This window comes from Bacillus cereus group sp. MYBK101-2, assembly GCF_051918845.1.
In the GTDB taxonomy this organism is placed as follows: Bacteria; Bacillota; Bacilli; order Bacillales; family Bacillaceae_G; genus Bacillus_A; species Bacillus_A paranthracis.
This window is the reverse complement of sequence record NZ_JBQAIE010000003.1, coordinates 200,630-219,870: the sequence shown is the minus strand read 5'-3', so window position 1 is coordinate 219,870 and position 19,241 is coordinate 200,630. Positions and strand designations below refer to the sequence as shown.

The following is a 19,241-nucleotide window of genomic DNA, read 5'->3' as shown; positions in this document are numbered from 1 at the left end:
GTGACTGTTTTCTTAACAATCTGTATCATTGCCTGTTTCATTATTTCATTCCTAGCTTTTATTTATCCTATTATCCCGGGCATCCTAGCCGTCTGGGCTGGATATTTCATTTACCATTTTGGTATAAATGGCGGAGAACTAACGATTTCTTTTTGGATTATTCAAGCTATTTTCACACTATTCATTTTCGTTGCTGATTTTATTGCAAATGGATATTTCTTAAAGAAATACGGTAGTTCTAAATGGGGCGAACGTGTCGGAATGATTTCGATCATTGCCGGATCTTTCTTCTTCCCACCATTCGGACTTATTATCATACCATTTTTAGCGGTATTTATAACCGAATTAATGCATAACAAAGCGCCAAAAGACGCTTTTCTTGTAGGAGTTGCTACTGTAGTTGGTTTTTTAAGCAGTACAGTAGCAAAAGCCATTCTCCAAATCATTATGATTATCATATTTGTATGTTATATCGTCTTTTAACCATCCCATTTTCGGGATGGTTTTTTAATAGGAAATACCTACCCGGCTATTCTCATATTGGTTTTCACTACACAGGTTCCACGTAAATTGCGCTGTATCACCAACTGTTATTTTTTCTCCTCCTTCTGGTAATACATCTTTTTCAGTTCGATATATACCTGTCACATCACCGTCTATTAAATGTGTCGGACAAACGACGGTCCAACATAGATTACTATTACTAAGCGCCTCATATGCAGCTAAATGATCTTCTGCTGCTGTTGTCGACTTTCTCTTTGATTCCGTTGATTGAAAACGATATAAATTTAGATTTGTTCTTGCTTGTAAAATACCGGCTGTTCCTATTGTAATGATTTTACGAACTCCTTCTTCTTCCATTTTCTTTATAATTTGTGGCATACTCTTCGCTAACGTCCCATTTTGATCCGTTCCAAGTGCACTAATTACTATATCGCTTCCTTCTATCGCTTTCTTTATATCATTTTCATTTAATACATTACCTTCTATAACTCGTAATCTTTCATGATTTATTTCTACTCTACTTGAATCACGCGCTAATGCAGTCACTTCTGCTGAATCTTTTAATGCTAATTTAATTATGTTTGAACCTACTCGCCCTGTTGCTCCCAATATACATACTTTCATTTGTTTTCCCCCTCTTTCATTCTTTCTCTATTTTTCAATAATCTCAATCAATTTACAACAAAAAAGCTTCCTCACATAAAAGAGGAAGCTCTATTATTACATTATTTCTTTTCTTTAGAATCCGTAGACTTCTCAGTTCCACTTGTTTCTTTATCCTTTTTATCCTCTTGTTGTGTTGTTGTATCGTCTTCTTTCTTCTTGTCCTCACCTTTACTACAACCTACCATTAATAAAGAACTTGCAAGTGCCATAGCAGTTAATGATTTAACCCATTTGTTCATTTGCGTTTCCTCCTTTTGATAGAATATGTACAATCCCATATTACTCTCTATTTTTAAAGGAAAGATTGAAAAATAGTAAATAAACGGTAAATATTTGTAAATTTTCTGATAATAACTATGTACATATAGTCATTTTTCTCCACGAAAAGTAAAAAACTAAGGCGCCTATCTTTCCGCCTTAGTCTCTTATGCAAACTTCTCATTTTCATATACATGTTTAATCTTATACTCTTTCTTCACGACATATTGCCATACACTATAGGCATAACGATTCATTTTCAGGAAGCAGTTTTCTAAAAACGAGCGAAATTCTGGATTTGCAACTTCAACTGCCACTTGAGCAAACTTTAACGCTAACCGTTTCAAATGCGAAATATAACAAGTTGCAATATAAATATCACCTGTATATTTACTATCAGTTTCCTTTTCCATTTCATGAAAATGAAATGAAATTGGTTCACAAGTTATATGCTGTACATTCTCTCCTTCTTGAAAATTCACTTGTTCATTATATGCTTGCAACATATATGGTAAATGATGCTGTAATAGCTCCTTTAATTCTTCGTCTCTTACCTGTCCTGTATACTCCCCAACCTTATATATAAGCATATAACTATACCTCATCAATTCTTTCATACAATCCATGAAAGTGCCTCCCTACTTTTTGTCTATATGCTATAAATATGATGCTATAACATTTGCTATTCTTGCTAAAAACCAATCCCATTTACTAATTTTCTCAAAATCTTCTTCCGAAAATCTTTTTGATTTATGGAAGTCTTCTTTTAGTCGATCCCATACGTCAGCAACAACTGTTTTATCATATACGACACAATTAGATTCACAATTTAAATAAAAACTTCTATTATCAAAATTCGCTGTACCTATATCAACAATTTCTCCATCAATGATTGTTACTTTCCCGTGAAAAAAACCATTCCGATATTGATAGATCTCCGCCCCAGCATGGTTCATCTCTCTCAAATACGGATAGGCAGCTTGTTTTAACAATACTGCATCACTTTTAAATGGTACGAGAATTTTCACATTGACACCGCGGTTTAATGCACCTTTTAACTCTTTCGTCATTTCTTTACTTGGTACAAAATATGGTGTAGCAATAATTAAAGACTTTTTAGCCTGCTTTAAAAACGCTCCATATTTTTCCCATAACCCTTTTCCATCTGAAAATAAATATTGATATTTTACATTCCCAATTGCAGGTAGACTTTCATGTACAGGCATTTTTTCTCCCGTATCTTCTTTCCAGTCAGCAGCAAATTTTCTTTCCATATCCGTGGCACCATTCCCCTTAACTCGCACATGATAATCACGCCACTGGCCAAATTTCGGATCTTGTCCAAGGTATTCCTTTCCGATGTTAAAGCCGCCGATATATGATACTTTTCCGTCTATCGTAACAATTCGTCTATGATTTCGCTGATGCAACGAATAGAATAAATGTTTCAATTTAGGTTTTTTACTAAACGTAAACTGGACACCATTGCTTTGTAGTTGACGAATTACCTTTTTCTTCAGCTTATATCCACCTATTCGATCGACTGACAATTTCACTTCTACTCCGCTAGATGCCTTTTTCTCGAGCAACTGCAAAAACTCTTTGCTTATTTCATCTTTACCTACAATATAAAAATGGATATATATGTACTTCTCCGCATTACGTATATCCTCAAATAAATTCGTATATAACTCTTCACCGTTCGTATACAGTTGAAATTCACCTAATCGAACTTGTCCTACTTCATATTCACTAGCCATTTTTTTCCCCATTTCCACATCGATGTTCATCCAAATGAATACACCTATTACACAAAGGATTACAACGAAAAAGTGTTTCATGGATATTTTCCTTTCTCCACTTACTGTTATTTCTATATCTTCTCTTTTTTAATACAATATCATTCAAGAAAATATGTCATTGCATGATATATGTCCATATCAAACGATAGCTCATTTGCATATTGTATGTTGTATCTTAAAATAAAAGGAGGAAATAACAATGGGCTTCGCACATGGTAATGGATTCGCGCTATTAGTCGTATTATTTATCCTCTTAATCATCGTCGGTGCTGCTTGCTTCTGCTAAGTAGTTATTGTCACATGATATGCGGATAGAAAAACTATAAAAGCGGACACCTATTTTTAGGTGTCCGCTTTTCATATGAAGAACATTTCGCTCTGTTATAATACCTTTAACAACTAAATATTCAATTCAAAAAGTTAGTAATGTAGCTACTTTCTTACTCTCTGCCTTACGTATATGACGTTGTTCTGCACGTAACACTGCAATGCGATGCAATTCTTTCTCTTCTTCTGTTTCAGGGATTACTCGCGGCACAGGAACTGGATTATTTTCCTTACTCAGTGCAACAAAAGTAACAAAAGACGTTGCTGCGATACGCTTCTCACCTGAAATTAAATCTTCCGCTACTACCTTCACAAATACTTCCATAGAAGTTCTACCCGTCCAAATTACAAAGGATTCATAACTAACACAATCTGAAGAGCGAACAGGATGTAAGAAATCTACCCAATCCATAGAGGCTGTGACACATTCTTTTCTTGCATGCCTCGTTGCTGAAATAGAAGCAACCATATCCATCTCGGCTAATATCTTTCCACCAAATAGCGTATTGTGATCATTTAAATCTGTTGGAAATACTCGGCTCGTTTTAAACACTCTGGACTCATTAGCTGTTTTTCCCTTTACTTCAGTCATTGTTATCACCTCTTTAATTATTTAACCCGCTATTTGTAGACAATAAGAATCCCACCACAAAATTCGGCTAGAGCAAAGAAGTTTGGCAAGAGTTCCCTTCCCCATTCACACTTGAACAGTATGAGCCTATTACAACTACTCATTTAATATTAACAACATTCAGAACTCTTAGTCCATAAAAAAGAACCGATGTGATCAATCGGCTCCTCTAAATACATATTGCTCTTTCGGCTGTTCAACTTTATTCCATTTCGTTACTTCTAAAACAGGAATATTCGCATGGAACGGCTGATAAAATTCAGTAGAAATTTCTCCCTCTATTTGAATCCAATCATCGTTTTTCCATTCTACCCCTTCTGGTTTTTTCACTAACATACCATATACACCCGAATCTGCTACACAATGTATAATACCGAAACGGAATAAGAAATATTGTTCTTTTTTAGAAGAATCATCTTTGAAAACAAAACCTTTAAATGATAATTTTTTCCCAGTAAATTCGCCAGGATAATTATAAATTGTTTCCATTCCCTTTAGAAAGTTTTCATCATTTAAAGTAACACTATCTTTCGTTACAAACTCTTTCTTCCCTTTCTCCATTACACCACGGTATCCTTCTTTTCCGTAGTATATACTCGTGTCAGGTCTTAAAAATTGCCTTCTCATAAATGGATCTGTACTTTCCGCTTGTGCAACAGGAAAGTGAAACCCTTTCGCTTTAACAATATCAGAATCTAACGTTGCAATCGGGAAAAATAATCCTGAAACAATCGGAAAACAAAACAATGTGTACGAAAATACTTTTTTCCACCATGTATTCTCATCTTTTGAGTGGTCATGCCCGCAATGGCTATGATCACAACTACAATCCTGTTTTCCTTGTTCTTTCTCATGTTCTTTTTGGAAAACGATAATAATTTGAACGATCGTTAAGAAACCTAAAATAATAGCTGCTGTTGTTGATAAATAGGCATACTTCATATTGATATACTTCGTAATATTACCTGAAATATGAAGCTGCGCGATTAAGATTGTAAAACCTAATAATATATATGCTCGAAACATAACCTACCACCCCATCGCATAAATGAGTAGTGAGCTTGCATAAACAACAAGTGTAACTGTAACTGTAACGACAATTACAAATTTCGTTTTAAATGTCGCAAGCATCATAAACATATTTTTAATATCCACCATCGGTCCATATACGAGGAACGCGACAAGTGATGCTGTTGAAAAAGTACTTTGGAATGATGAAGCAATAAACGCATCTGCTTCTGAACAAAGTGATAAAATGTAAGCAAGTCCCATCATAACAGCAGGTGAAGAGAACGGCCCTTGCCCTATAGCAAGTAGTGTTGAAGTTTGTACGAACGTTTGAACTGCCGCTGCAATTAACGCACCTAATACTAAATATTTTCCCATCGAGAAAAATTCCTCAACAGCATGCGTACATACATCCCACATTTTTTTACGTAATGGACGCTTATGATTCACTTCTGGGAAGTGATCATCTCGTAATTGATGTTCTTTAAACATAAATGATAATATAATTCCAACGATAATTGCTACGATAATCGCTACAATAGAACGATACCATACCATGTGCATACTACTTCCAAAGGCAACATATGTTGCAAATAATACGACCGGATTAATAATTGGCCCAGTTAACATAAATGCAATCCCAGCATATGGCGGAACCCCTTTTCCGATTAATCGCCTAACAATCGGAACGATTCCACATTCACAGCCCGGAAACATCATCCCTAAAAAAGTAGCCATTAAAACAGACAGAAATCGATTTTTCGGCATCCATTTTGCTACCATATCTTCTGTCACAAACATTTGAATGAATCCTGAAATAAATACACCAATGAGCACAAAAGGAAGTGCTTCGATCAATATGGAGATAAAGATTGTATTCATTTGCAGGAATGCTTTCGGTAATTGAAACAATTCCATGATGTATTTCCTCCAACTTTTCATTAACAATATGTAATTTTAACCCCATTTTATGAATTGAACAAGACTTATACGGAATTCAGCCCTCTCATATACATTACATTTTATAGGTTTTATTCTATTCGAAACTTTCGATTTCATAGCAAAAAAGCTGCTCTAGCGCAGTTATGCAACTATGCTAGAGCAGCTTTCTTACCGTTAAAAGTAACGTTTCTTCCAAAATACAAATGCTAAAGCGCAAGATAATGTTGCACATATTATAAGTACAATTACAAAACCTTGAGCCTCACCTTCAAACGGAACCTTTACGTTCATTCCAAAGAAACTAGAGACCATCGTTGGTAATGATAATATGATTGTAATAGACGTTAACAGCTTCATAACACTGTTTAAATTATTTGATATAACGGAGCTAAAAGTATTCATCATTCCACTTAAAATGTGACTATATATTTCCGCCATTTCAATCGCCTGTTTATTTTCGATTAATACATCTTCTAATAAATCTTGATCGTCTTCATACATTTTTAAAAATGTACTGTTACGCATTAATTTTTGAATTACAATTTTATTCGCCTTTAATGATGTTGTAAAGTAAACTAAACTTTTTTCAAGGCCTAGCAATGTGAAAATCTCTTTATTTTTCATCGATTTATTTAATTGGTGCTCTAAATCAATTGTTTTTCTGTTAATTTGCTTTAAGTATCTTAAATAATAAGTAGAAATCGTATATAAGAGCTGAAGTGCAAAGCGTGTCTTTTTAAACGTATAAAATTCTTTAATACGTTGATTAATAAAACGTTCAAAAATTGGATTTTCTTCTAAACAAATTGTCACAAAGCAATCTGGCATTACAATCATACCTATTGGAATCGTGTCATAAATCGAATTTCCTTCTTCATCATGTCTAACCGTTGGAATATCCACGATTATTAAAGTATTATTGTCTTCCTTTTCAATACGAGAGCGTTCTTCATCATCTAAAGGGTCTTTAATGAAATCTAAGTCCACATTTAAAGTTTGTACTAGATATTGAATTTCTTCTTCCGTTGGATGAAGTACATTAATCCAGCAACCCTTTTGCATTTCCTCAACCTCTTGTAGTTTTCCGTTTCGGTCTGTTAAATAAATATTTAACATACTATCACCCCGATTCTTTTTACATGTAGGAATCTACCTCTCTTACATAACAGTTTTTGAACCGCCATTCTCAGCATATGAAACATACGTTTAAATTTCAATAGAAAAATTATTTTGAAAACGTTTTTATAAGAAAAATATTATAAAGTGAAACTTTAATCAGTGGGGGGCTTCATCCCCCCACTGATTTTCAGCCCCACCAATCGGGCTTTTACGGGCAGCCCGCCCCCAACCAAACTTCTTTTCTTTCGCTGAATTTTGAGGTGAGGATCTTACTGCCCGTTAAAGCGGGATAAACAAAGAAAAAGACAGAGTGCTCTCTGCCTTAAAAAGCTTATGTTGCCTTTATAACATATTTAGAAAGCATCCACAAGTTAAAGCCAACTGAAATCGTATAACCTGCGTATGTTGAAATAATAAAACTTACATAATCGAAATACGGTAGCAATACAACATTTAAAATTATCTTCACAATAATACCAATCACTAATCCTAGCACTGTTTTCTGTTGCTGATTAATTCCTTGTAACATCGCAGCAGTTACTGTAAAAAGAGAAAATAGTATACAGGCAGGAGCATAATACTGTAATATAACTCGCCCCATCTCCGGATCATTTCCGGCACCGAATAAAAGAGTATATACTGGTTTTGCTAACACCATCATTCCAATTGTCGCTGGTACTGTAATCCCTACTACCAATAGATTCGTCCTCGTAAAATGTTTGTACAGTAACTTCACATTTCCTGCTGTATAAGCTTTTGTCATCTCAGGTACGAGAGACATACTAAAAGCAGTCGCAACGGAAACTGGAATAAGTACAACCATCTGAACAAGACCAATTATTGCATTGATTTTCTCTGCTTCTCCTTGCATATATCCCATTTGTATAAGCAATTTATTAATTGTAAATGTGTCAATCGTCTGATACAACGGAATTGCTAAACCAACCACAACAAATGGTATTGAATATGTAAAGAGCTCCTTATAGAGTGAGAAAAAAGATTTCGTTGTTTGTGGTATACTTGCCATTTCTTTTTTCTTTAAGTGCTTTCTTCTCCTTATGTAATACGCACTTAAAACAGTTAGTCCACCTACCGCTCCCATAAAAGCACCGAATGTTGAAATACCAACAGCTAGTGAGATAGAGGCTTTTAAAATATATATAACGACAAAACTTCCTATCAAAATGGTTAATACCCGAAAAAATTGCTCTACAACTACACTTAGAGCAGAAGGCCCCATCGATTGGAACCCTTGAAAAAAGCCCCTTAATAAACTCATTACTGGTACAAGTATTAACGCAAAACTGACAATTTGAATATTAGTAGTGACCGCCGCTACACTATTCCCCGTTTGATCATTTCCATCGATTACAAGTTTAGCCAAATGCGGAGCTAGCATATATAACGTAAAACACGAAATAACTCCCATTATAAACATAAACACCATTCCACTTTTCAGCACTCTCTTAACCGTATGATAATCATTTAGTTGATCATATTTTGATACCATCTTTGAAACCGCAAGTGGTAATCCCATCGTCGCAATGCTGAGCATAATCGTATATGGACGATATGCATACGTGTATAACACGTACCCACTCGTACCGACCATAGCTGTAAATGGTATAACATATATAAACCCTAACATTTTAGATATCATCGTTGCCATTGTTAAAAATATCGTTCCACGTATAAACGGTGACCCTTTCATCACATTCCTCCGCTACGCTTTATTATTACACATTATGGACAACTCCTTTTTTTTAGAACCGAAACAAACAAAAAAGCCAATGAAAAATCATTGACTTTAACGTGCCGCTTTTTTCTTTTTGAAATACTTTAAACCGAAGTATAGAGCAATAAAGAGAATCGCTCCTATAATTATGTAATGTGTATAATCAGATGCATACTCTTTAATATGTCGCCAATTTCCACCAAGCTTTTCACCTAAATATATAAATAGTATTGACCATGGAATAATCGCAACTACTGTATACAGTGTGAATAGTTTTAATGGCATCTTAGCTAATCCTGCTGGAATAGAAATTGCATGACGTACGACTGGGATAAAACGTGCCGAAAAGATTACTCCTGCTCCGTAACGCTTAAACCAATTTTCTGCTATGTCTAAATGGTGTTTATTAATAAGCAGATATTTCCCATATTTCTCTACAACTGGACGTCCTCCGTAGTATCCAAGCCAGTATAAAAAGATTTGGGCTAAAGTACCACCGATTGTTCCAGCAATAACTGCACCAACAAAGCTAATTTTACCATCTGCGACTAAAAAGCCAGCATACGAAAGTACAATTTCACTCGGGATAATTTCAATCATTAAAGCTAGTGCTACTCCAAAGTAACCTAAACTTGCAAAAAATTGCAATAACTGATCTATTATGCTTGCTAACATTTTATTTTCTATCTCCTTTTTTCTTCACATACCATCCCATTATTACATAAAGGTTGCATTCTGCCAATATCTTCATGCCGACAATATCACAGACATACGCATTATTAATCTATTACTATTTCTTTCTGAGGTTCTTTTATGTAGGCAAACATTTGTTTAATTTGCTCTTCTGTATTTCTAGCAATCGATAAATTAGGCAGTTCATCCTCACCAAAAAACTCCACATCATCTGTTTCAATACTAGTTTTCTTTTCACCACCAATAATTTTACAGCCAATAAAAATTTTATATACATGCGTTGCTGAAGGCGATGGTTGGTGTTTTTCTTTATCAAATATAGCGAGTAGCTTAAAATCATCTACTATAAACCCCGTCTCCTCTAAAACTTCTTTTGCTGCTACTTCTGTCGGCGTATAGCCGATATCAGCCCATCCACCTGGCAGTGCCCATTTTCCATCACTTTTTTCTTTCACAAATAATAACTTTTCATTTTGAAAAACAACTGCTCTTATATCAACTTTAGGTGTTTGATAGCCTGTCTCGCTTGCAAATAACTTCTCTACAACTTCCCAATCTGTCTTAGTGTAATGTGACATCATCGAAATGGAAATATCCCGTAATTGTTGGAAACGTTCTATATCATACACATCCTTAGAATACGTTAAACCCGCTTGAGCTATAGATTGTATTTGTTTTGCCCACTCAATCCATTTTACTGTCATGTTTCCACATCCCATTCTTTATTAAGTACATATTACGTCAATTCTACCAATACATCTTTATTATACAAAAAAAGAGATTGATAATGTTCCAATCTCTTTCAAAATTAATCCAATTCATGTAAATGATCTTGTATATACTTTCTTCTTTTATTTATATATTCCTCAATCATATCAGCTTCTTGATCAAATGTTTCTAATTTTTCTTTCATATATGGATCTTGTAGTAAATAAGGACGAATCGATTCACACAAACTTTCTACTTTCGGCATCATAAATGAAACGGTAAATTGTTCTGCTAATATTTCTTCTAAAATACTTCGGTATTGTTTTCTAAATATAGGTATATCTAACAATCTTGCACTTAATGTGTTATAACCTTGAATACGAATATACTCATGATTAAGTGGTCTCCCTTGTACATCTCGCCCCCAAGTCGCATCATAATCCCACGGTATCACTTCAAATAAGTTCGTTTCATCGTTATGATATAGTGCATAGTTATGAACAAAACCATCAAAGTTTTGCGTAAAAATGACGCCAGCTAACCACCTTAAATATTTGTCTACATGCAAAAACTTTCCAATTTCTTTTTCATAAGCTTCCCTTGACAAAGCGTTCGCTTGAAATACAAATTCACTCAGCTGTTCTTCACTATTTTCATTCGAATATTTAAATTCATAACCTGCAAAAAGCTCGGTCTTAACATCTTTATCTCTCTCACTCATTAAAGAAAAATTCGCATCATCATCTATCGCATAATAAATAGAACCACTCGGTAATCCTCTATTTTTCAAAAAATTTTCATCCACTGATTCTAACTGTAAATATACACCTTGAATTTGACCATTAATTTTTATAAACACATGTTGTGATTTCGGTGAAAGTACACCAATATCATGAAAAAAGTCTAAAGATAATTTATTTCGTATGAGAGACGGATCCATAAACTCAGAATTTAAATGAAACTCTTTCGCACCTTGAAATTTTTTCGGTTTATAAAACATAACATGATAAGATTTCTTCTCAAATTCACGAATATGAGCACCCCGATATACGATATCAATGTCATACTTCTTTTTTCCATAAGTTAATTTTGCTGGCACTGGACTGTCTGACCAAATGTCTTTTTTCAATTCCACTAGGTTCATTGGATGAATAAAAAAATCATATGAAGGTAGCATATTTTCACATCCCTTCTCAGTTCTCTTCATTCAATGTATGCACTTTGCCTTGTCCATACATCCGCTATCAACCATTTATATAAAATTACACTCTTGTCCTGTTCAGAAAGATACCTATATACATATCCTGTTAATGAAAAAGAATACCTTTTCACCTGAATACATGATAAGGAGGATTTCTATGAAACGTGATATTAGAAAAGCTGTTGAGGAAATCAAAAGTGCGGGGATGGAAGATTTCTTACATCAAGATCCAAGTACGTTTGATTGTGATGATGATTGCACTACAAAAATAGAGTGTAGCGAAGATTGTAACTGCCCTACAACAAAATGTACTCGCGTGAAACATTGTACGTTCGTTACAAAATGTACGCATGTTAAAAAGTGGACATTTGTTACGAAATGTACGCGTGTGCGCGTTCAAAAATGGACGTTCGTTACGAAAGTAACACGTAGAAAAGAATGTGTGTTAGTTACAAAACGCACTCGCAGAAAGCATTGTACGTTCGTTACAAAATGTGTACGCTTTGAAAAGAAATTTTACTGGACAAAACGATGTTACTGTAAAAAATGCGAATTCTTCCCTAATGGACACGGTGGCTCTTGCGACGATTCGTGTGATGATGGAAATAAACGGAACGACTGCACAGGTGGCAGACATAAATTCCCATCTTGCAAAAACAAGAAATTCGATCACTTCTGGTACAAAAAACGCAATTGCTAGTTTTTCATACAAAAAAGGCCGTTTTCACGGCCTTTTTTGTATGCTTACTGAAAATGACTTATATCTGCAAATTGCTTCACTTCACCTTTATCTTCTTCAAATTCTATAATACTCAAACTAGCACTATGCATAAATGGATCATCCCACACATTTTCTATTTCAATACCTGCAAAATGTCCTACAAGTAGCTTTGCCGCTGCCGCATGTGAAACAATTAATATACTTTCTCCTTTATGCTTTTCTAAAAGAATCTGCATCCCCTCAATTACCCTTTTATGAACAGCCTCAAAATTTTCTCCTGATGTTGACTGAAAAAGATGTGGTTCATACCAAAATAACTGTATGTCGTCTGGGTATTGCCTTTCTATATCATCAATTGTCTGTCCTTCCCATATACCCATGCTAATTTCATAGAAATGCTCATCCGCGATTATCGGTATATCACGTTCTCCCTTTATTAACTCTGCAGTATGAAGGGTTCTTTCACTCGGACTACTATAAATCGCATGAATAGATAAATCTTTCATCCGCTCTCCTAATTGCTTAGCTTGCAGTATACCATTTTCAGTTAAAGCAGAATTTTTCCGTCCTTGCATTCGCTTCGCTACATTCCATTCCGTTTCACCATGCCTTGTTACATATACCGTTGTCTTCACTTCAATTCCCCCTTACCATGTTGGCCGTAATTCCCACGGTTCTACTCGTCCTACAATCCATTCATCACATTTACTTTCAATTCCTTTTATTACCCCATCCGATATTTCTTCATGAGTAAGCCATCTTGCGTATGTATCTTCTAATATAAAACCTAAAATTATTCTATGATAGCTACATCGCTTACCCCCTATTTTGTGCGAGGCTATTCTCGACGCTTTACTGCCTAAAATATGAAAAACATCGTATGTTTCAGACGACAAGTCTAATTCTCTACAAATAAGTGATAACGCATCTTTTGCACTTGCGTGTATCCATGCGACAACCAATGTTATTGGGCCATTCCTCTCAATTGTGTTTTTAATAGCTAACTTTACACCGTCATCATTATGATAATCTAACGGAAGGTATGTGATACTTTCAGGTGTAGTACTCTCCCGTTTAACATTTTCTAATTTCACTTCATCTCTTCCAATAATAGAAACATGAAACCCTTGCTCACAAAGCCATATAGAAACCCTCTTTAGCATTCCTGTTCCACCAATTACTAGCGCATGCAACTTTCTTTGCCCCCTTAATAAAACGTCATATGAGGTTTATCTTCCCTATAATAATTAAGCCTGTCTTGCAATGTCCCTGAATGAAACTCAAATTTGTGGCCGTCAGGATCAACAAAATATATAGATTCACAGTCCCTTACATCCCGTTCTCTTCCTTGTAAAATATGAACATCGTTTTCTTCTAATCGCTGCAGTAGACGTTCAAAGTCTTTTTGTTCAACAGAAAATGCAATATGCGTATAAGATTGATGAATCTCATTTCTTGGAATATGTATTTCTTCATTAAGCGCTATCCATACTCCACATATATTAAAATATGCAAGTTTTCTCCCTTTAACTAATAATTCTCCTTCCAATACTTTTTCGTAAAATGTAATAGAATCTTCTAAATTAGATACTGAAAAACAAAGATGATTGATTCCTTTTAACAACTCTAATTCCTCCTATACAAATAAAAGATGAGCGAAAATTCACTCATCTTTTATTATACTATTTTTTTGTAATATATGCCCATTTATAACTGAAGTCCCCACCAAACGTATGATTTGCAATTCCTTTTACGTATGGTTTCTCTAAGTATGCGGTACTTTGTTGGTACGTAGGAGAAATGGCAGCATCTTGACCAATTAAGATTTTTTCCGCTTCTGCAAGTGCATTCCAGCGTGCTTTATCATCTTTTAATAGTTCTCCTTTTGATTTCGCTACTAACTCATCATACTTCGGATTAGAATAATCCATTTCATTAAATGAGCTTCCAGTAACAAACATATCAATATAAGTCATTGGATCTGGATAATCTGGACTCCATGCAGATAAAGAGAATTCATATTCAAATTTCTTTTCTAAATCTAACTTCTGTTTATATGGCTGTTGTTTTAAATTCACTTTAATACCAGGTAAATTTTTCTCTAACTCTTCTTTAATAAAGTCTCCTACTTTTTTACGACTACCGTTATCATCATTTAGTAATTCGACTGTAATTGTATCTTGGCCAAGTTCTTTCTTTGCTTCTTCCCATAACTTTTTCGCTTTTGCTGCATTATCTTTACTGTCACGGAAATTTTTATTTACAGTACGGAAATCTTTCCCATCTGGTCCTGTCGTAAATTTTTCAGGTACTAAGAAATATGCTGGCAGTGATCCGTCATTTAAAATAACATTTGCAATTCCTTTTTTATCATATGCTAGGTCAATTGCTTCACGAACCTTTTGATTTTTAAACGTTGCATTTTTTTGGTTAAATCTTAAGAAATACATACGTGGATCTAACTTCGTTTTAAATTCATCTGGCTTATTCTTTTTATATTTATCAACAAATTCAGAAGTTAAAATAACACGGTCCGCTTGATCACTATCATATAAATTTACTCCTGTGCTTGTTTCCTTCACAATATTCACATTAATTTCTTCTAACTTCACAGTATCTTTATCCCAATAATTAGGGTTTTTCTTTAACTGATAACTTCTTTCATGTTTCCATTCACTCATCGTAAACGGTCCATTATATAATAATTTATCTGCTTCTAATCCGTATTTATCTCCTTGTTCTTTCACATATTTTTCATTTAAAGGGAAGAATGTTGGGAATGAAGTAAGCTCAAGGAAATATGGTGCTGGTTGTTCTAATTCTACTACTAACGTTTTATCATCCTTCGCTTTCACTCCTAATTGATCTAACGGTAACTCTCCTTTATTTACTTTCTGTGCATTTTTCACATCAAATAAAATAAATGCATACTCAGCTGCCATTGCTTTATCTAATGTACGTTGCCATGCATATACAAAATCTTGCGCTCGAACTGGATCACCATTTGACCATTTTGCATCACGTAATTCAAATGTATATGTCTTTTTATCTTCACTAATTTTCACGTCTTTTGCCATACCTGGAGTTGGTTTATTATCCTTATCCAAACGATATAATCCTTCCATTGCATTTACAAAGGCACGGAATGATACAGAGTCTGTTGATTTTGACGTATCCATTGAAGGAATTTCAGCTGTTTCTAGTAAGTTTAATACTTGCTTATCTGCTGCCCCCTTACCTGTTTCTTTCTTCGTTGTAGATGCCTTCTCCCCATTTCCGCAACCTGCAACTAATACACTAGTCGATAATGCAACTGCAGCAATCGTTGTTACCTTTCTCTTCATTGTTCCTTCCCCCAATCTATATGTATAAAGTGAAACTTTAATCAGTGGGGGGGTTCTTCATCCCCCACTGATTATTAGTTGAACCAATCGGGCTTTTATGGGCAGTTGCCCCCCCACCTAACTTCTTTGCTTCCACTGAATTTTGAGGTGGGAGTCTTACTGCCCATTAAAGCGGGATAAATGAAAGCCAGTATAATACATATTATTATACAAAAGATTCAGATTATTTCAAATATTATTTTCGTATATACAAAAAAAGAAGCGGATAGAGAGCTCTACTATCCACTTCTTTTTCTTTTTCTTTTACTTGTAATCCATCCTCTATGTCAAATGGATTTTGAACTTTAAATATTTCGTCCATTATCTTTAAAAATTCTTCCTCATTTTTAGATTCGCCATTAATCATAAGTGAGTATGGCTCAATCTCACCCAATTTATAATCAACAACAAATTGGATCGTAACCTTTTTCCTTGGCATATCCGGACTATCCCCTTGGAACTCTACCAATTCTAATCCTTCAGTGCCACGATAATATGCCCAACCCGGATTTCTAAAATAATTTTCAAACGATTCACCAATTGAAAAGAATGGATATTCATATAGAGAGCTTGTACGAACTTTTTGAATAATATCTCGATCAGTCGGGAAGAAGAAATGGCTGATAAAAATACTAGCAACCGCTAAAATTGTAACAATTGTTGCTCCCATTTTACTCGTTCCACCACTATCACGAATGAGGTACTTTTCAACCGATCCATCTTGAATTTCTCTTGCTTTTATTCGATATATACGCCTTTCTGCAAATTGATAATATAATCCATTCGCAAAAATCGCCATTCCAAATAAAATAAAAACAAGTAATAGAAACGTAAGAGGCACCATATTAATGATCGGCAATGCTACGTTGAAGCCCATATAATAAGAAAACGCATCACACGCTAATAATAACACTACAAATAAAGCTGCAGGTAAATAATACTTACGATATCCGAGCCAACCTACATTGAAAATAGCTGCCCAACCATTCCAGCTCCACCTAGCAATCCGCTTTTCCTCAAGCTCCCATTTCCTTTTGTAATACGGATATTGTCTCCCTACATATACTTCTAATTCCTTGTCTATTAGCGAACTTCCTTCACCCTGTTCAGTATGCAAAGTCCGCTGGCAACTTTCACAATTTAACTGATTTCCCTCGCAAAGTTGCCCACAATTTATACATTTCAAAACAATCCCTCTTCCCATCCATACGTCATTTCAAAATACCTTCGTGTTTTAATAACCACTCTTTCCTCCATAAACCGCCCGCATACCCAACAAGTTTCCCGCTCTTTCCTATTACACGATGACACGGAACGATTATTGAAATCGGATTGCGACTATTTGCTCCTCCTATTGCTCGTACAGCTTTCGTATTTCCGACTTTCTCTGCAATATCTAAATATGAAGCACTTACGCCATAAGGAATCGTATAGAGCGCATCCCATACATTTTTTTGAAATGCTGTTCCCTCAGGAGACAACGGGACTGTGAACTCTTTTCTATTCCCCTTAAAATATTCATCGAGCTCATTTATACATTGATCTATCATTTCATTTGTATGTTCTTCTTGTCTCTCATCAACAAATATAACAGACGTAATTCCTTTATCGTTCGCTGTAATTTCTAGCAAGCCTAATTCACTTTCATAATAAGCTTGGTACATATGTCATCCTCCAATTCAATTCATATTCATTATTGTAACACGAATAGACAAAATTTTTCGTATAAGCGTTTTATTCGAGAAACAAAAACGAGAATGATACAATGTAAGAAAATTCAATCTAGGAGGCTATTGGATGAATTACAAACTTTTTTCACCTTATACAATTAAAGACGTTACATTAAAAAACCGGATTGTTATGTCACCTATGTGCATGTATTCATCGAAAAACGAGGATGGCCAAGTAACGAATTTCCATCTTATTCATTATGGAACAAGAGCTGCTGGTCAAGTTGGTTTAGTTATGATTGAAGCAACAGCGGTGTTACCTGAAGGTCGAATTTCAAATAAAGACTTAGGCATTTGGGATGACAGTTTAATTGAAGGCTTACATAAAGCGACAACTTTTATACACGATAATGGTGCAAAAGCTGCCATTCAACTCGCTCATGCTGGAAGAAAAGCAGAATTAGAAACAGATGCGTTAGCTCCTTCAGCCATTCCATTTAATGAAACAATGAAAATGCCAATAGAAATGAGCAAACACCAAATTAAAGATACTGTATTAGCTTTTCAGCAAGCTGCAGTACGATCCAAACAAGCTGGATTTGACGTTATTGAAATACACGGTGCTCACGGTTATCTTATTAATGAATTTCTTTCTCCACTTACCAATAAGCGGACTGATGAATATGGTGGTTCACCTGAAAATCGATATCGTTTCTTACGCAAAATCATTGAATCGATAAATGAAGTTTGGAACGGACCGCTATTTGTTCGTATTTCAGCAAATGATTATCATCCTGACGGGTTAACAGTTCAAGATTATGTACAATATACAAAATGGATGAAAGAACAAGGAGTAGATTTAATCGATTGTAGCTCTGGGGCTGTTGTACCTGCGCGCATCGATGTTTATCCTGGGTATCAAGTACAATATGCTAAACATATTAAAGAGCATGCTAACATTGCAACTGGTGCAGTTGGATTGATTACTACCGGTGCACAAGCAGAGCAAATTTTAAACAATAACGAAGCAGATTTAATTTTTATCGGACGTGAGTTACTTCGCAATCCTTACTTCCCAAGAATAGCCGCCAATGAACTTGGCTTTGAGTTAGAAGAACCGTATCAATACGAGCGGGCGCCTGGGAAAATCAGTACAAATAAATAAAACCGAGAAGCTTTTCTTCTCGGTTTTATTTATTCTATCGTTGTAATTTCATTCGAATTATAAATATGGATACCTGATTCTTCTCGCAATGCAGTTATATACATCCCTTTCGCCACATCTTTAGCTGAAATTGGTTTATACTTTTTGAATGCCCCCTTAAATATAAAAGGAATCATACGAGATAATTTTTCCGCCATTCGTTCACCAAAGCGAAATTCTTGTCGGTTTCCTACTAATAAAGATGGCCTAAAAATGTGAATACCACCGATTACTAACTTTTGCAATTCCTCTTCCATTCTTCCTTTCACTTGTGAGTAAAAGAAAAACGATTTAGGATTCGCTCCCATTGAGGACACAACAAGGAAATTTTGCACCCCTTGTTTTTCAGCTAAACAAGCCGCTCGTAACGTATATTCATAATCTACCTTTTTGAAATTAGCTTTCGTTTTTGCTTTTTTAATTGTTGTTCCAAGACAACTAAATACGTCATCTACAGCAAAGAACTCTTTATATTCCTCTAATGCCAAATAATCTACTTGCTTTTGCTGTAACTTTTCATGTTGCCATTGCATTGGTTCTCTTACAAAAATAGTAACCGAATCGTAGTAATCTGATTCAAGTAATAGACGCGTTATCTCTTGTCCAACTAAACCACTTGCACCAAGTACTAACGCTGTTCGCTTATTCATATATGCATATACCTCTTAT

Annotated in this window: 23 protein-coding genes; 4 read left to right on the top strand and 19 right to left on the bottom strand. The window is 35.0% G+C overall.

The window, feature by feature from the left end:
• Positions 1 to 483, top strand: coding sequence for a DUF456 domain-containing protein (locus ACTFSI_RS10295; protein WP_000215661.1), 483 nt, complete (start codon positions 1 to 3; stop codon positions 481 to 483).
• Positions 484 to 507: 24 nt separating this feature from the next.
• Here ACTFSI_RS10295 and ACTFSI_RS10290 read toward each other — a convergent pair whose 3' ends face one another.
• The 4 genes from ACTFSI_RS10290 to cls form a co-directional block, all read right to left on the bottom strand.
• Positions 508 to 1,128 carry an NAD(P)-dependent oxidoreductase gene (locus ACTFSI_RS10290; protein ID WP_000861630.1) on the bottom strand — a complete coding sequence of 207 codons (621 nt, stop codon included), beginning with the start codon at positions 1,126 to 1,128 and terminating at the stop codon, positions 508 to 510.
• A 101-nt stretch (positions 1,129 to 1,229) separates the two neighbouring features.
• The gene (locus ACTFSI_RS10285; RefSeq protein WP_001045960.1) at positions 1,230 to 1,409 is read right to left on the bottom strand and encodes a hypothetical protein; all 180 of its coding nucleotides are present in this window, start codon (positions 1,407 to 1,409) and stop codon (positions 1,230 to 1,232) included.
• Positions 1,410 to 1,595: 186 nt separating this feature from the next.
• On the bottom strand, positions 1,596 to 2,054 hold the full coding sequence (locus ACTFSI_RS10280; RefSeq protein WP_000340559.1) for a spore coat protein: 459 nt from the start codon (positions 2,052 to 2,054) through the stop codon (positions 1,596 to 1,598).
• Positions 2,055 to 2,084: 30 nt separating this feature from the next.
• Positions 2,085 to 3,269, bottom strand: a complete 1,185-nt coding sequence (gene cls / locus ACTFSI_RS10275) for a cardiolipin synthase (protein WP_000680143.1) — start codon at positions 3,267 to 3,269, stop codon at positions 2,085 to 2,087.
• A gap of 160 nt (positions 3,270 to 3,429) precedes the next feature.
• Here cls and ACTFSI_RS10270 point away from each other — a divergent pair, with 160 nt between their 5' ends.
• Positions 3,430 to 3,516, top strand: a complete 87-nt coding sequence (locus tag ACTFSI_RS10270; RefSeq protein WP_000505094.1) for a YjcZ family sporulation protein — start codon at positions 3,430 to 3,432, stop codon at positions 3,514 to 3,516.
• Between the two features lie 126 nt (positions 3,517 to 3,642).
• On the opposite strand, the gene ACTFSI_RS10265 is transcribed toward ACTFSI_RS10270, so the two are convergent.
• The 8 genes from ACTFSI_RS10265 to cotH all read right to left on the bottom strand — a co-directional run bounded on the left by ACTFSI_RS10265 (position 3,643) and on the right by cotH (position 11,570).
• Positions 3,643 to 4,149 carry an acyl-CoA thioesterase gene (locus ACTFSI_RS10265; protein ID WP_000141167.1) on the bottom strand — a complete coding sequence of 169 codons (507 nt, stop codon included), beginning with the start codon at positions 4,147 to 4,149 and terminating at the stop codon, positions 3,643 to 3,645.
• 195 nt (positions 4,150 to 4,344) lie between these two features.
• Positions 4,345 to 5,214 carry a TIGR03943 family putative permease subunit gene (locus tag ACTFSI_RS10260; protein WP_000488049.1) on the bottom strand — a complete coding sequence of 290 codons (870 nt, stop codon included), beginning with the start codon at positions 5,212 to 5,214 and terminating at the stop codon, positions 4,345 to 4,347.
• A 3-nt stretch (positions 5,215 to 5,217) separates the two neighbouring features.
• Positions 5,218 to 6,114, bottom strand: a complete 897-nt coding sequence (locus ACTFSI_RS10255; protein ID WP_000418724.1) for a permease — start codon at positions 6,112 to 6,114, stop codon at positions 5,218 to 5,220.
• 198 nt (positions 6,115 to 6,312) lie between these two features.
• Positions 6,313 to 7,254: a magnesium transporter CorA family protein gene (locus tag ACTFSI_RS10250; protein WP_000932394.1), complete on the bottom strand. Its 942-nt coding sequence runs from the start codon at positions 7,252 to 7,254 to the stop codon at positions 6,313 to 6,315.
• Positions 7,255 to 7,588: 334 nt separating this feature from the next.
• A complete protein-coding gene (locus tag ACTFSI_RS10245) occupies positions 7,589 to 8,968 on the bottom strand; it encodes a putative polysaccharide biosynthesis protein (protein ID WP_138322117.1) in 1,380 nt (459 codons plus the stop codon).
• A gap of 96 nt (positions 8,969 to 9,064) precedes the next feature.
• On the bottom strand, positions 9,065 to 9,667 hold the full coding sequence (locus ACTFSI_RS10240) for a DedA family protein (RefSeq protein WP_000881205.1): 603 nt from the start codon (positions 9,665 to 9,667) through the stop codon (positions 9,065 to 9,067).
• A 104-nt stretch (positions 9,668 to 9,771) separates the two neighbouring features.
• Positions 9,772 to 10,389, bottom strand: coding sequence for an NUDIX hydrolase N-terminal domain-containing protein (locus ACTFSI_RS10235; RefSeq protein WP_138322118.1), 618 nt, complete (start codon positions 10,387 to 10,389; stop codon positions 9,772 to 9,774).
• Positions 10,390 to 10,493: 104 nt separating this feature from the next.
• Positions 10,494 to 11,570, bottom strand: coding sequence for a spore coat protein CotH (gene cotH / locus ACTFSI_RS10230; RefSeq protein WP_000937980.1), 1,077 nt, complete (start codon positions 11,568 to 11,570; stop codon positions 10,494 to 10,496).
• A 181-nt stretch (positions 11,571 to 11,751) separates the two neighbouring features.
• Here cotH and exsB point away from each other — a divergent pair, with 181 nt between their 5' ends.
• Positions 11,752 to 12,294: an exosporium protein ExsB gene (gene exsB / locus ACTFSI_RS10225; protein ID WP_138322119.1), complete on the top strand. Its 543-nt coding sequence runs from the start codon at positions 11,752 to 11,754 to the stop codon at positions 12,292 to 12,294.
• A 44-nt stretch (positions 12,295 to 12,338) separates the two neighbouring features.
• Here exsB and ACTFSI_RS10220 read toward each other — a convergent pair whose 3' ends face one another.
• From ACTFSI_RS10220 to ACTFSI_RS10195, 6 genes are all read right to left on the bottom strand, one after another.
• Positions 12,339 to 12,950, bottom strand: a complete 612-nt coding sequence (locus tag ACTFSI_RS10220) for a phosphoserine phosphatase 1 (protein WP_000859178.1) — start codon at positions 12,948 to 12,950, stop codon at positions 12,339 to 12,341.
• A gap of 12 nt (positions 12,951 to 12,962) precedes the next feature.
• Complete coding sequence (locus ACTFSI_RS10215; RefSeq protein WP_044790757.1) at positions 12,963 to 13,508, bottom strand: short-chain dehydrogenase; 546 nt, start codon at positions 13,506 to 13,508, stop codon at positions 12,963 to 12,965.
• A 14-nt stretch (positions 13,509 to 13,522) separates the two neighbouring features.
• Positions 13,523 to 13,939 carry a FosBx1 family fosfomycin resistance bacillithiol transferase gene (fosB, locus tag ACTFSI_RS10210; protein ID WP_000911685.1) on the bottom strand — a complete coding sequence of 139 codons (417 nt, stop codon included), beginning with the start codon at positions 13,937 to 13,939 and terminating at the stop codon, positions 13,523 to 13,525.
• Between the two features lie 58 nt (positions 13,940 to 13,997).
• A complete protein-coding gene (locus ACTFSI_RS10205; protein WP_070805838.1) occupies positions 13,998 to 15,659 on the bottom strand; it encodes a peptide ABC transporter substrate-binding protein in 1,662 nt (553 codons plus the stop codon).
• A 235-nt stretch (positions 15,660 to 15,894) separates the two neighbouring features.
• Positions 15,895 to 16,884 (bottom strand): DUF2628 domain-containing protein, encoded by a 990-nt coding sequence (locus tag ACTFSI_RS10200; RefSeq protein ID WP_044790755.1) that lies wholly within the window; start codon positions 16,882 to 16,884, stop codon positions 15,895 to 15,897.
• A gap of 25 nt (positions 16,885 to 16,909) precedes the next feature.
• Positions 16,910 to 17,362, bottom strand: a complete 453-nt coding sequence (locus tag ACTFSI_RS10195; RefSeq protein ID WP_000283894.1) for a methylated-DNA--[protein]-cysteine S-methyltransferase — start codon at positions 17,360 to 17,362, stop codon at positions 16,910 to 16,912.
• Between the two features lie 133 nt (positions 17,363 to 17,495).
• Between ACTFSI_RS10195 and namA the strand changes: the two genes are divergently transcribed.
• Positions 17,496 to 18,533: an NADPH dehydrogenase NamA gene (namA, locus tag ACTFSI_RS10190; RefSeq protein ID WP_138322121.1), complete on the top strand. Its 1,038-nt coding sequence runs from the start codon at positions 17,496 to 17,498 to the stop codon at positions 18,531 to 18,533.
• A 29-nt stretch (positions 18,534 to 18,562) separates the two neighbouring features.
• Here namA and ACTFSI_RS10185 read toward each other — a convergent pair whose 3' ends face one another.
• Positions 18,563 to 19,222, bottom strand: a complete 660-nt coding sequence (locus tag ACTFSI_RS10185; RefSeq protein ID WP_001042754.1) for an oxidoreductase — start codon at positions 19,220 to 19,222, stop codon at positions 18,563 to 18,565.
• Positions 19,223 to 19,241 lie beyond the last annotated feature (19 nt).